Here is a 12,308-nt window from a genome sequence, read left to right as displayed (position 1 = left end):
AAAAGAAACTCAAATTAAATTAGAAACTTTCCTTAGGTGAGTACGGACGTCAGCGAACTTCGAAGAAGTTCCATGACTAATTATTGAGCCTAAGGTCTCAATAATTCCGAGTGCCTGAAACATAATTATTTCAGGCACTTTTCTCACAGCGGAAAGTTTCAATATACTCTAATAATAATCAGATATTATTTGGATATTTTTGCACAATAATCCAGCATAGGTTATTCAAAGAAAAGAATTGTCAATTTTTTTAGCTTGCTCATAGCGGGCTTTTTTGTACGAAAACCGACTGCGATTGTTTTTGTTTTTCAAAGGGATACACAAAAAAGACTGAACCCGTAGAGTTCAGTCTTTGTTCACTTTCTATTAAAGTGATGTAAGGAAAGTCAATCCCCCTAGGATGACACCTGCCGAATTCGGAATGATCAAAATCCAGTCTTTTTTAGGTTCCTTTGTCCAACCATAAATGACCCAGATCAAGCAAGAAATAGCAGCTGACAAGGGTTGGAAAGGTTGGGCCTTATTTCCCTGTAAATTAGCAATAATTTGTGGGATGTAGGCAATGAAAACGATAATCCCAATAAAGGCACCGATCGAGCCAACGATTTTGTTGATTTTTTGTTTATTCATAAAATTTTACCTCTGTGTATTAAAATAGCATAAGTAGGAAGAAAATGCAATTAATTTGCATGCTACGCAAAATGAAAACGATCACATTTGCAAAAGAATTAGACAAATTGTCAAAAAAATGGCAACTAGAGAGAAGACTCTCTCGAAAAGAAATCCATCTTCCTGCAAAATCACAAGATTGTGACACTTTACAGTTTAGTAACATTTGAAAAAAGTACTTGAATTTTAAGAGGGCAAGCGTTAGAATAGTGCGTACTTAAAAAACGAAAGGTATCATGAATATGAATGAAAAACAAATGAAAATTCTTGGTTGGGTTGCGACCTTTATGTCTGTGATGATGTATGTCTCTTACTTCCCACAAATTATAGATAATCTCGCTGGTCACAAAGGAAACTTTATTCAACCTCTTGTCGCAGCCATCAACTGTAGTCTTTGGGTCTATTATGGACTTTTCAAAAAAGAACGCGATATTCCACTTGCTGCAGCCAATGCACCAGGGATCATCTTTGGTTTGATCACAGCCATCACAGCCTTGTAATCAATGAAAGAGAGAGTAGGACAGAAATCGGTAATTCGTTAGAATTCGATTTCGTTGTCCCACCTCCGCACAGTTGAGTAGGGCTGTAAATACTGATGAAATCGGCGTAGTAGAGCCCACTCAACCACTGCGTCTTGCTCGACAATCCAAAAACAATTAAGAGGCTAGGACTTTTGTCCCAGCCTTTTTTTGATGGAATGAATCATTTCCATGGTATAATGGGAGGACTATTCATAGAGAAGATCAAAAGGAGACAAGAGTGGATCAAAAACATCACTGCCAAGTCCTATGGGCGAAAAATAAATACCTGGTGCTGAGTCGTTCCAGTAATCTCTACAAGGAAATCCGGGAATACCTCAAGCAAGACCAGGTAGAGGTCAGTCACGTCGAAGGCTTGATCCAGCAAGCGCTAGCCCTACCAGAAAATCGTGGCCAGGTCTCCAATGCCTTTCAGCATATCTGGGGCTATTTCAAAAAGCAGGCGACTGCAGAGGAAAAGGCGGACTTTATGTTGCTACTTGAGAAGTACCAGCATGGCCAAGCCCAGCAAGAAGATCTGATCAAGGGGATCCAGACGCTCCTTGAGCGCTACCCTAATCGCTACTTACAAGACTCGACGCTACTAGGAGGTCAATAGATGAGACTCTGGCACCAAGACTTGATTCCCAAACTCCCTCGTCCCCAGCTCCTGGGCCAACACCGGGAATGCTGCGCCCTTCGAGGCAATGGCTGGGGCAAGAAGCACGCGACGGTCAACTATGTCTTTGACTACTCGCCCTATCGTCTCTATGCCTATCACCGCCTGATTATGGAGGAGATGACTGCTCGCGGTTACAAGGTCAGCCCAGAGTGGTGGGAGCCGACCTACCGAGGCAAGACCTGCCCAGCCTATCCCGAACTGGAAGAGGAAGCTTTTAGTACTCCCATCTATCCTGAGCATCAGGCTACTTATCTCAAAGAATGCCTGGAGAATCTAGCAGAAAAAGGGATCCAACTAGACTAAGAAAGAACGAACCAGACCTGGTTCGTTTTTTTGCGCGAAAAACCAACAAAATGCTTTGAAAGCGTTAATTTCTTTCTCAAACATGCTATAATAATAGGAGATTATGCACAGGAAAAGGATAGACGGATGAAGGAATTAATCGACTTAATTAATCAATTTAGAGATGAACGTGACTGGAGAAAGTTTCATAATGAAAAAGATCTAGCCATTTCAATTTCATTAGAAGCAAGCGAATTGTTGGAACTATTTCAGTGGAAACAATCAGAGGAAGTAGTTGAAAAGTCATTACAAGAAATCAAAGAAGAACTTGCGGATGTTTTTATGTATTCTTTAATGTTAGCAGATAATTTGAATCTGGATGTAGAAGAAATTATAAAAGAGAAAATGGACATAAATTCAAAAAAATATCCTGTAGAATTAAGCAAAGGAAATAATAAAAAATATACGGACTTGGAGAAAAAATGAGCAACATTCAATCACCCGTAGTTATAGAAATCGACTATTCAAGTCGAACGTTTGACCAATTAAAAGAAACGATTGCCCCAAAACATTCTAAGCTTATTTTTGATTATCCAACTGTATACATCGTAAACGATGAGAATAAAAACAAGTATAGTGTTTATGTCGGAGAAACAACAGATATCATTCGTAGAACAAATCAGCATTTGTCAGATGATATAAAGAAGGATAGAGAAGACTGGCGACAATTTGAACAATCTAAAACCTCTAAAATGTTTGTTATTGGGCATAACCATTTCAATAAATCTTTGACATTGGATATTGAGAATAGGTTAATGCTCTACCTATCAAGTGTTGAACAAGTTGAAAGGGTTCAGAATAGAAGAGGAAATCCTCAAAATCAATATTATACTTCTGAAGAGTTAGACGAAATTTTCTCAAAGATATGGAGAACCCTAAATCGGAAAAACCATTATTTATTCCCAGCAGAAAGTTTTATTCGAAATTCAGCGATATTTAAATCTTCTCCATTTCACAAGTTAACGGATGAACAAGTAAAGGCTAAAAATGAAATTTTGCTAAAAATCACCTCTGTTATCAGTAGAAATGAAACAGGAGTTTTAATTTTAGTAAAGGGTGATGCTGGTGCAGGAAAAACAGTTTTGATGAGTTCTCTCATCGATGATTTGTTGAATTCAGAAGACACACAGATGATTCGTGAAAACAATGATATCAATTTGGTTGTGAATCATGATGATCAACTCAGTGTTTACCAAGAAATTGAGAAAAAATTAGAATGGAAGAGTGGATCAAATATTAATGTTGTGATGAAACCAACTCAATTTTTGAATGCTCTGAAAAAAGAAAATAGCGATGCTGGAATTGTAGTGGTTGATGAAGGCCATTTATTATTGACTGCAAAAAATCAGGCTTATCTAGGAGGGAATCATTTAAATGATTTACTTGCGAAATCAAAAGTAGTCGTACTTGTTTATGATGAGAATCAGATTATGAACAAATCTCAAATATGGACAGATGATTCTTTCTTGAAATTGGAACATGAAGCCAATTTAAAAGGAAATCTCATTACACTACATAACCAAATGCGTATCCATGCGACAAAGGAAACAGTTGAGTGGATAAGAAATCTGATTGATGTTGGAGTTGTGAATGAGGTTCCAATTGATAATGATTATGATATTAGAGTTTTTGACTCTCCTAAGGAACTTCAAAGTGCAATCAAGGAAAAAAATGACGATCAGAGTTTAGGAATTTCACGCTTAACAGCAACATATGATTGGGAATATAGTAGTCAATCAAAACCAAAGGATTCTGACTATTGGTGTGTCCGTATCGGAGACTGGTCTTGTCCGTGGAACAGACAACTTGCAAAAGAAAAAGAATCTAAACATTTATCCTGGATAGAACAGTCCCAAACGATTCATGAAATTGGCTCAACGTTTACCGTTCAGGGATTTGATCTAAATTATGTGGGAGTTATCATTGGCCCATCTGTCAAATATAGAGACGGGAAAATTATTTTTGATATAAGTGAAAGCAAAAATAAAAGTGCTGTTCAAAACAGAAAACTTGAATCAGGTGAAATGATTAATTACGGAGAAACATTATTGCGAAATGAGTTAAATGTTTTGTTAACCCGTGGAGTTAACGGGCTATACGTCTATGCAGTTGATGAAGAACTTCAACAAGCTTTAAAAAATGCGACAAAATAAGATGCTTCCTATTTCCCAAATTTTTTTCGAATGATAGAAGTAGAGGGACCTTCCCTCTATTTTTTATCGAAAAGGAGCAGGGATGCAGAAAAGACACGCGCATGTATCGCCGACCTTGGACATCATGGCCAAGAAGATTTTTAGTTTACCGGAGGTGACGGCCGCATTTATTCGAGATATTTTGGAGCTTGATGTGGCAGATGCTCAGATCGTGGAGGGAAGCCAGCCCCACAGCATGGCCTATGAGGAGGATGACCTGTTCTCCACTGCGGTGGATGTGAGAGCCAAGCTCCACGACGGGACTGAGGTGATCATCGAGATCCAGATTCGCAAGCAGCAGTATTTCTTGAATCGGTTCCATTACTATTTGGCCAATCAGCTGGTGGAGAATGTGCAAAAACTGCGCCAGCAAGGTCAGACACATAAGATGTATGAGCAGATGGAGCCCGTCTATGGGATTGCGATTTTGGAGAAGTCGCTCTTGCTAGATGAAGAGGCCGCCATCAACAAATACTGGCTGACCAATAGCCGGTCCGGCAAGCAACTTAAGGCCTATTATAAAAATGGCAAGCACCAAAATCTTCTGCAGGTTGCCTTTTTAGAGCTAGACAAGTATAATAAAGATGAGAATCTGACAGATGCAGGCAGACAGTGGCTGGAATTTTTTGGGAATCTTCCCTTCACAAAAGCTCCCAGTCAGGCTGTAGCCCACGCAGATTCATTATTAGATTCATCTAGCTGGACCAAGGAGGAGAAGACCATGATAGACGAGCGAATTCGTATTCAAGAAAATTATGATATGACCCTGGAGACGGCTATAGACGAAGCGCGTGAAGAAGGTCTGGAACAAGGTCTGGAACAAGGTTTGGAACAAGGCCGTAAACAGTTGGTATGCGAGATGATCTCGCGAGGAATGACGCCTGATCTTATATCGGAGATGACGGGTTTGTCGCTTGAAGAGATTGAGACTCTTCTTTCTTGAGTCGTTAAAAGAGGCACTGCCTCTTTTTTTTGAAAAAAAACTTGAAAATTTTCCCATTTTTTCAATCCGCCTTTCTAGAATTGTGGTAGAATAGAGTCAACAAAGAGCTATCCTCACCAACAGTGTGATCGATACTAGAAAAGAGGATTCTGATGACAAGAAAAATTGGTATTATTGGTTTGGGGCATGTGGGTGCCACCTTGGCCCACAGCATGATTTTGAAACACACCTGTGATCACTTGGTCTTGATTGATACCAATGAGAAAAAGGTCAAGGCAGATGCCTTGGATTTCTGTGATACGGTTGCCAATACAGGGTATCCGGTGCATATCACGGTCAATGACTATGCTGCTCTAAAAGACGCGGATGTCGTGGTGTCGACTCTTGGAAATATCGAGTTGCAGGCTAATAACACAGATGACCGTTTTGCGGAGCTTCCCTTTTCCAGCAAGCAAGTGGTACAAGTAGCGCGTGATTTGAAGGCTTCTGGCTTTAGCGGGGTCTTATTGGTAGTGACCAATCCAGTCGATGCCGTCACTCAACTCTATCAACAATATACCGGCCTTCCAAAAGAGCAGGTGATTGGGACAGGGACCTTGCTGGATACAGCTCGGATGAAGCGTGCAGTCGCTGATCGTTTGCAGGTTTCACCTGCTAGTGTATCAGGTTACAACCTCGGTGAGCATGGAAATTCTCAATTTGTTGCTTGGAGTCAGGTCCGTGTTAAGGGACACGCCATTACCGATCTCTTCTCTCAAGAAGAGCTTGACGCCATCAACTACGAGTCCTTGCGCGGTGGCCACACGGTTTTCTTTGGCAAATTCTATACCAATTTTGGGATTGCAGCAGCAGCCCAACGCTTGGCAGAAGCTGTGATCAATGATAGCCACGAGGAAATGCCAGTGTCTAACTATCGTCCAGAATATGGAACCTATCTTGGCTACCCAGCGATCGTGGGTCGAAAAGGAATTCTTGAACGATTGGACTTGCATTTGACAGAAGAAGAAAAAGAAAAATTACTCCATTCAGCCGAAACCATCAAGGAAAACACACGAAAAGGATTGGAGCATGCATAAAAGTGAGGGGTTGGGCAAAAGCTGTCCAACCTTCGATGTATAATAGGTATGACTGTATGACGCAGTGGTTGATTGCTCAAAGCACTGCTTTGAGGTGGTAGATAGGACTTGCGAAGCAAATTTTCTAAGTAGTTGTTCGCTTTTTAAGCTCCAAAGATGACCTATGCGGGGGTGGGAAGATTGAAAAGGTTCGGGGAACCTTTTCAACCTTTTTTATATTGGAGTTCTTTCCCGCTCCCTTTTTTCTGCAATTTTTTCGAATGGTATAAGTGAGGGGATTCCCTAAACGAAATCATTGAAGGTTGGAGACATTTGTCCAACCTTTTTTTATCTCACTTCTTTTGACCTTCCCATAGTAAAATGGAGTAAAAGTTAAAAAATCCGAGTTGTAATCCTTGACATTACATTTCGAGCCTGTATAATAGCTATTGTAATAAATAATCTTACAACAGAAAGAGGAAACAACTATGAAAAACATTTTATTTATTGTCGGATCCCTTCGTCAAGGATCTTTTAACCACCAAATGGCTAAGAAAGCAGAAAGTCTTCTTGAAGGAAAAGCAACTGTGACTTACTTGGACTACAAGGACATCCCAATGATGAACCAAGATTTGGAAACACCAACCTTGCCAGCTGTACAAGCAGCGCGTGATGCGGTTCTTGCTGCGGATGCCATCTGGATCTTCTCGCCAGTTTATAACTTTGCCATTCCAGGCGTGGTGAAAAATCTGATCGACTGGCTGAGCCGTGCCCTTGACCTATCAGAAACTCGTGGTCCATCTGCCCTTCAAGACAAGATCGTAACGGTTTCTTCAGTAGCCAATGCTGGACACGAACCAATGTTTGCGGCTTACCAAGCGCTCTTGCCTTTCGTTCGGACTCAAGTGGTTGGAGAGTTTACTGGAACAACCGTTAACCCAGAAGCTTGGGAAACAGGTGAATTGGTCTTGACAGATGAAGCGGTCGCAGGACTGGAAAAACAAGCACAAGATCTATTAAAAGCATAAGAAAAGCTGAGACAGAAGTCTCAGCTTTTTAGATACTAAAGAGTTGTCCGAAGAAGTATGTCACACCCATGGTGAGAAGGCCAATGATGAGGTTGCGAAGCATGGCTGGCTTGGTTGGTGCTTTTCCCAGTTTTGCACTGGTATAGCCAGTGAAGATCAAGGATAGTCCAACAACGAAGACCGTCACCGGAATGCGATAGGCAGTTGGAAAGAGAATGATAGAGAGCATTGGAGGAAGGGAACCAACCGAAAAAGCAAGGAAGCTAGATGCAGCAGCATGCCAAGGATTGGTAAACTCCTCGTATTCGATACCATATTTCTCTTCGACCAGGGCTTTGAGGGGATGTTTCAGAAAGGCCCGTTCTGTCAAAATCTTTGCGGAAGTTTCGCATTCTCCATTTTGAAAATAAGCGTGGTAGAGAGATTCTCTCGCTAACTTGGGATCGCGATCCAATAAGGTTTGTTCGCGGTTCACAGCGGCTTCTTCCGTGTCTTTTTGTGTGGAAACAGAGACATACTCACCGCCCGCCATCGAAAAGGCACCTGCCAGAATCGCCGACAAGCCAGATAGGAAAATGATCCAGATGTTTGGTGTGGCACTGGCTACCCCAATCACCACCCCAGCAATAGAAATAATCCCATCATTGGCCCCGAGAACAGCAGCTCTCAAGATATTCAAGCGGTCGCTAAATGATTCATCTACTCCATGTTTCATTTCAGTCATACAATGTCTCCTTCATCTTGTTTAGAATGATTATAAATAAAATACAGAAAGAAAGCAAGGATTTTAACTCAAATGATAAAAGTTCGACAATTTAATGAAATTTAAGTTATAATCTTTGACATTGCAAGCAAAAAAGAAAGAATAGGGAATACGCCTATTCTAGCAAGGTTTATTTAGCGGAAGTGGCCTTACCTTTGAAGATCCTGATAGCATTGTCACGCGGGTCAGAAAAGGATAATAAAAAAACAGCAAATTTTGCTGTTTTTTAATGAGATAAATTAGTTCGTTTCATTTTCTTTTCCGACAACCCAAAATAAGAGAAGGAGTTGGAAAATACCCAAGGCAAATAGGACCATAAAACCGTTGCGGCTTCCTTTAGCAGTGGCTTGGGTGAAGTCCATCTTTTGATTGGCTTGGCTCATGGCAACGATCAGCGAAGCCAGGGTTGTTCCGACAGCGCCTGCAAATTGTTGCAAGGTGTTAAAGATCGCGTTCGCATCGGGTTGCTCTTCCAGAGAGAGTTGTTTTTGTCCGTTGGTCATGATATTGCCAAAGGCCAGCCCCATACCGGTCATGAAGATCATGTAAAAGATGAGAATCAAGCCATTTGTCAGCTTCAGTCCAAAGAGTGTGAAGAAGAAATGAGCCAGAAGTATCAAACTAGCTCCAAGGAGAATTGGTTTGCGGGCGCCTAGTTTATCTAGAATGAGACCGGAGAAAGGAGCAAAACCTGCTCCAATGATGGCTCCTGGAAGTAGCATCAAGGCTGCAAGCGTGGTGCTCGAGTGGTTGACCAATTGGACATAATTGGGCAAGAGGAAACTCATGGCCAGAGATCCTAATTGGAAAGTGAAAAAGGCAAGAACATGGCCAGTAAGGAGATGGTTCTTTAAGATGGCAAGGTTGATAATGGGAGTCTCTAACTGATTGGACCGCCGAACTAAGAGAACCAGTCCCAAGAACCCAATCACCAGCCAACCAAGGACAGAAAAACTAAAGAAAGCATGGTCAGAGAGTCCGTGAATGCCTAAAATCAAGCCTAAAAATGAAGCAATAATAGCGAGAAGGCTCATGATATCAAGGGTTTCTCGTTTGACTGTACTGATTTGTTTAATGGAGCGAAGTCCTGCAACTAGCGAAGCTAGAAGGATCGGGAATTGAACCAAAAAGATGGAGCGCCAGCCGAAGTTAGCTGTCAAGAGACCACCGACAGTAGGCCCAATGGCGGGAGCGATGGCTGTGATCAGGGTCCCCACTCCCATCATGAGACCAATCTTGCGTTTTGGGACCTGCTCTAAAATGATATTAAACATCAGAGGAAGGGCAAAACCAACCCCCATTCCTTGGACCAATCGACCCAAAACCACAAAGCCAAAACTTGGAGCTAGGAAGTCAATGAGAACACCTAAAACAGATAGGAGATTTCCAACTAAAAAGATGGACTTCATTTTAAAAGATCGTTTGAGGTAGGCAGATAAGGGGACTACACAGGCAACCACTAGAAGATAGATGGTGGTTACCCACTGGACGGTTGCGGTATTGATCTCAAATTCCTTCATCAATATTGGAAAGGTGATGTTCATGGCAGTTTCTCCAGCCACCCCGCAAAAGGAAAGGATCCCTGTCGCAAAGATCGCGAACAAGACCTTGGCTGAAATTTTTTCTTGTGACATCGGTGTCTGATTCCTCCTAAATCTTTCTAAAGATATGGACTTTGGTATAAAATCGGATGAAAATCCATGGTAACGATCTGATTTTCCGTCAGGTAGCATAGTGGGACCTACGGCAACCTGCTCCGTCGTTTTGTTAGCTAACAAATAGTATAGAGGAAATGAAGACCCCTGTCAAAGAGTTTTTGAAAAGTTTTGAAAATATTAACAGCATTCTCAACTGATGACGTCTTTCCAAACGAAAGGAAAGGCTCGCCAGTATGGTATAATAATAGAAAAGTAAACAATGTGAATAAGTCAATCAACTCGAACAGGAGGCCCCATGACCAAGTATTTAGTCCAGAAGTTTTTCTGGTTACGAGAAAAAAGTTTGATTCAAATTTCCCAGAAAACCCTGGTTTCCTTATTTCCTTTTTTCCTATTTTCAGGAATCATTCGGGTGATCGCTCTATCGGTCTTCTCCGATCGAGGCTATATCCATCAGCTCTTTTCGATGGATAGTTGGTTGCCGTGGGATCAAGCTATTAGTCAAGTCCTTATCAATTTTTCCAACTTTCTAGGAGGTCTAGCTGGACCGTTAGCAACCTACTTCGCTGGAAAATACACAGCTGGGCACTATGGCAGAAGTACAGGAACAGCTGGAGTGACAGCTCTTTTGGTTAGCCTGGTGGTGGGGTCCCAGGAATTATTGGTGGGTCCACTCCATGACGGGCAACTGACGCGTATCAACTTACCTGCGACGACCAATATCCTCTTAGCCATTGTTTTAGGCTATCTTATCGGACAGATCTTTCGTCTATCCAAGGCCAGTGACGACCAGATTGTGGATAAGGATTTCATCTATCAGCCCAAGACGGTGCGTCCCATTTTCTTATCCTTAGTTCTAGGGGTCAGCCTCAATCTTCTTTTGGTTCTTGGAAATCAATTTAATATTTTTCAGACTATCCGACAGTTCTTGGCTTCTCTAATGGTAAGCAGTCATCATCTGCTGTCCACCTTTGTCATGGGACTATTTAGTGGGCTATCTGCTTGGTTTGGTAATAGTCAATCCTTTGCCTTGAACTCAATTGCGGATGATAACTTTGCTTTGGAAAATCTTACCTACGCTGTGACGCATCATACAACGACAGGCATTCCTCATCTCTATACCTTGACCAATTTGTACCGCAGTTTTGGTCTGGTAGCTGGAATTGGTGCAGTTCTAGCCTTATTGGTAGCGATCCTGCTGGTTTCACGAAGTCAAAAGGACAAGAAAGTCAGCCTCCTCAGTCTGTTTCCAAGTCTCTTTAACAATGGGGCGTCTTTCATGGTAGGGATACCGGTCCTTCTCAACCTGCTTTATGTGATTCCTTTCTTGTTGATCCCTTTGGTGAATATGGCGATAGCAGCTCTAGCTTTGTGCCTCAAACTGATGCCAGCAGCCGTCTATCCGGTGCCAGATGGGACTCCTAGCCTTCTCTATGCTTTTATTGGAACAGGAGGTAGTCTGAGAGCCTTAGCTGTAAGTATATTTTGTTTTGCCGTCGATGTGCTCCTTTATCTACCATTTGTCCGCATGGGAAATCGTATCCGAAAAGATTTAAAAGTGAAAGGAGAAAGCGGTGAAACAATCTAAAAAAACAGCAATCGTCCTTACTTTGGTCAGTCTTTTCTTAATCGCTTTAGCCATTCCATCTTATAGCTGGACTCGGACCAATGTTTCAAAAATTGAGAAATTTTATAATTCAAAATTGTCTCCCATCATCATGATCCCGGGAAGCTCTGCGACAGAGAACCGCTTTGATGGCTTGGTGACCAAGCTCAACCAAGACCGCCAAGGAACTAAACACAGCCTGCTCAAGGTCAAAGTTTGGAATGATGGGCATATCACCTATAGTGGAAGTATTGATGCCAAGGACAATGAGCCAGTAATTGTGGTTGGTTTTGAAAACAACAAAGATGGCTATAGCAACATTAAAAAGCAAGCTAAACTATTTAATCAAGCCTTCGAAGCCCTTCAAGAAAAATATAATTTTAATAATTTTAAGGGCTTGGGTCATTCCAACGGTGGCTTGATTTATACAGCCTTTATTGAAAATTATCTGGGGGATTATGATATAGATCTCAAGACCCTCATGACCATCGGGACTCCTTACAATTTCACGGAGACCAATATCAAAAATAAATCTGAGATGTTGGCCGATTTTATCAAGGGAAAAGAAGCCATCCCGACAACCCTTCATATGTATTCAGTAGCAGGGACCATTACCTATGATTCAGATGAGTTAGTCCCGGATGCCAGTGTCTCTGCTGGGAAATATATCTACCAAAATCAAGCTGCTAGCTATACGGAGATTACGGTGACGGGCGAAGATGCCCAGCACTCGGACCTTCCAACCAATGATGAGGTGGTTGCCTTGGTGAAAGAGCATATTGAAAGTCAAACGGATCGTCGAGTCAAACCGAATAAAATAAACTAAGTGTGAAGAAGGGATTCCTTCCTCAC

13 protein-coding genes are annotated in these 12,308 nt (G+C 41.7%); 10 read left to right on the top strand and 3 right to left on the bottom strand.

Annotated elements, in window-relative coordinates:
- Positions 1 to 366: 366 nt before the first annotated feature.
- On the bottom strand, positions 367 to 630 hold the full coding sequence (locus NML76_RS03435) for a SemiSWEET family transporter (protein ID WP_006596747.1): 264 nt from the start codon (positions 628 to 630) through the stop codon (positions 367 to 369).
- Between the two features lie 281 nt (positions 631 to 911).
- Here NML76_RS03435 and NML76_RS03430 point away from each other — a divergent pair, with 281 nt between their 5' ends.
- From NML76_RS03430 to NML76_RS03395, 8 genes are all read left to right on the top strand, one after another.
- Positions 912 to 1,169 carry a SemiSWEET family transporter gene (locus NML76_RS03430; protein ID WP_040803284.1) on the top strand — a complete coding sequence of 86 codons (258 nt, stop codon included), beginning with the start codon at positions 912 to 914 and terminating at the stop codon, positions 1,167 to 1,169.
- A gap of 259 nt (positions 1,170 to 1,428) precedes the next feature.
- Positions 1,429 to 1,806: a YbgA family protein gene (locus tag NML76_RS03425; RefSeq protein ID WP_254732670.1), complete on the top strand. Its 378-nt coding sequence runs from the start codon at positions 1,429 to 1,431 to the stop codon at positions 1,804 to 1,806.
- Positions 1,807 to 2,172: a TIGR02328 family protein gene (locus tag NML76_RS03420; RefSeq protein ID WP_254732668.1), complete on the top strand. Its 366-nt coding sequence runs from the start codon at positions 1,807 to 1,809 to the stop codon at positions 2,170 to 2,172. It begins immediately after the preceding gene.
- 126 nt (positions 2,173 to 2,298) lie between these two features.
- Positions 2,299 to 2,637 carry a nucleotide pyrophosphohydrolase gene (locus NML76_RS03415; RefSeq protein ID WP_070594405.1) on the top strand — a complete coding sequence of 113 codons (339 nt, stop codon included), beginning with the start codon at positions 2,299 to 2,301 and terminating at the stop codon, positions 2,635 to 2,637.
- Complete coding sequence (locus tag NML76_RS03410; RefSeq protein ID WP_254732666.1) at positions 2,634 to 4,364, top strand: DUF2075 domain-containing protein; 1,731 nt, start codon at positions 2,634 to 2,636, stop codon at positions 4,362 to 4,364. The genes NML76_RS03415 and NML76_RS03410 overlap by 4 nt, the downstream gene beginning before the upstream one ends.
- An 82-nt stretch (positions 4,365 to 4,446) precedes the next feature.
- Positions 4,447 to 5,346, top strand: a complete 900-nt coding sequence (locus tag NML76_RS03405; RefSeq protein ID WP_070666375.1) for an Rpn family recombination-promoting nuclease/putative transposase — start codon at positions 4,447 to 4,449, stop codon at positions 5,344 to 5,346.
- A gap of 152 nt (positions 5,347 to 5,498) precedes the next feature.
- Positions 5,499 to 6,422, top strand: coding sequence for an L-lactate dehydrogenase (locus tag NML76_RS03400; RefSeq protein ID WP_003006122.1), 924 nt, complete (start codon positions 5,499 to 5,501; stop codon positions 6,420 to 6,422).
- Between the two features lie 467 nt (positions 6,423 to 6,889).
- Positions 6,890 to 7,429: an NADPH-dependent FMN reductase gene (locus NML76_RS03395; protein WP_155199400.1), complete on the top strand. Its 540-nt coding sequence runs from the start codon at positions 6,890 to 6,892 to the stop codon at positions 7,427 to 7,429.
- A 28-nt stretch (positions 7,430 to 7,457) separates the two neighbouring features.
- Here the strand turns inward: NML76_RS03395 and NML76_RS03390 are convergent, their stop codons facing one another.
- Both NML76_RS03390 and NML76_RS03385 read right to left on the bottom strand, forming a co-directional pair.
- Positions 7,458 to 8,153, bottom strand: a complete 696-nt coding sequence (locus NML76_RS03390) for a VIT family protein (protein ID WP_118095773.1) — start codon at positions 8,151 to 8,153, stop codon at positions 7,458 to 7,460.
- Positions 8,154 to 8,431: 278 nt separating this feature from the next.
- A complete protein-coding gene (locus NML76_RS03385) occupies positions 8,432 to 9,826 on the bottom strand; it encodes an MFS transporter (RefSeq protein WP_254732664.1) in 1,395 nt (464 codons plus the stop codon).
- Between the two features lie 319 nt (positions 9,827 to 10,145).
- Here NML76_RS03385 and NML76_RS03380 point away from each other — a divergent pair, with 319 nt between their 5' ends.
- Together NML76_RS03380 and NML76_RS03375 are read left to right on the top strand one after the other, a co-directional pair.
- Positions 10,146 to 11,438 carry a PTS transporter subunit EIIC gene (locus tag NML76_RS03380; protein WP_254732662.1) on the top strand — a complete coding sequence of 431 codons (1,293 nt, stop codon included), beginning with the start codon at positions 10,146 to 10,148 and terminating at the stop codon, positions 11,436 to 11,438.
- The gene (locus tag NML76_RS03375; protein ID WP_024055835.1) at positions 11,425 to 12,282 is read left to right on the top strand and encodes an alpha/beta hydrolase; all 858 of its coding nucleotides are present in this window, start codon (positions 11,425 to 11,427) and stop codon (positions 12,280 to 12,282) included. The genes NML76_RS03380 and NML76_RS03375 overlap by 14 nt, the downstream gene beginning before the upstream one ends.
- Positions 12,283 to 12,308 lie beyond the last annotated feature (26 nt).

This window comes from Streptococcus sp. CF8_Ac1-9 (assembly GCF_024295565.1).
In the GTDB taxonomy this organism is placed as follows: Bacteria; Bacillota; Bacilli; order Lactobacillales; family Streptococcaceae; genus Streptococcus; species Streptococcus parasanguinis_X.
This window is presented reverse-complemented; position numbering and strand designations above follow the sequence as displayed.

Excerpts from the sequence above, each read along its gene's own strand:
- NML76_RS03435 (WP_006596747.1), bottom strand. The coding sequence starts at position 630 with ATGAATAAACAAAAAATCAACAAAATCGTTGGCTCGATCGGTGCCTTT.
- NML76_RS03430 (WP_040803284.1), top strand. The coding sequence starts at position 912 with ATGAATGAAAAACAAATGAAAATTCTTGGTTGGGTTGCGACCTTTATG.
- NML76_RS03420 (WP_254732668.1), top strand. The coding sequence starts at position 1,807 with ATGAGACTCTGGCACCAAGACTTGATTCCCAAACTCCCTCGTCCCCAG.
- NML76_RS03415 (WP_070594405.1), top strand. The coding sequence starts at position 2,299 with ATGAAGGAATTAATCGACTTAATTAATCAATTTAGAGATGAACGTGAC.
- NML76_RS03410 (WP_254732666.1), top strand. The coding sequence starts at position 2,634 with ATGAGCAACATTCAATCACCCGTAGTTATAGAAATCGACTATTCAAGT.
- NML76_RS03405 (WP_070666375.1), top strand. The coding sequence starts at position 4,447 with ATGCAGAAAAGACACGCGCATGTATCGCCGACCTTGGACATCATGGCC.
- NML76_RS03400 (WP_003006122.1), top strand. The coding sequence starts at position 5,499 with ATGACAAGAAAAATTGGTATTATTGGTTTGGGGCATGTGGGTGCCACC.
- NML76_RS03395 (WP_155199400.1), top strand. The coding sequence starts at position 6,890 with ATGAAAAACATTTTATTTATTGTCGGATCCCTTCGTCAAGGATCTTTT.
- NML76_RS03390 (WP_118095773.1), bottom strand. The coding sequence starts at position 8,153 with ATGACTGAAATGAAACATGGAGTAGATGAATCATTTAGCGACCGCTTG.
- NML76_RS03385 (WP_254732664.1), bottom strand. The coding sequence starts at position 9,826 with ATGTCACAAGAAAAAATTTCAGCCAAGGTCTTGTTCGCGATCTTTGCG.
- NML76_RS03380 (WP_254732662.1), top strand. The coding sequence starts at position 10,146 with ATGACCAAGTATTTAGTCCAGAAGTTTTTCTGGTTACGAGAAAAAAGT.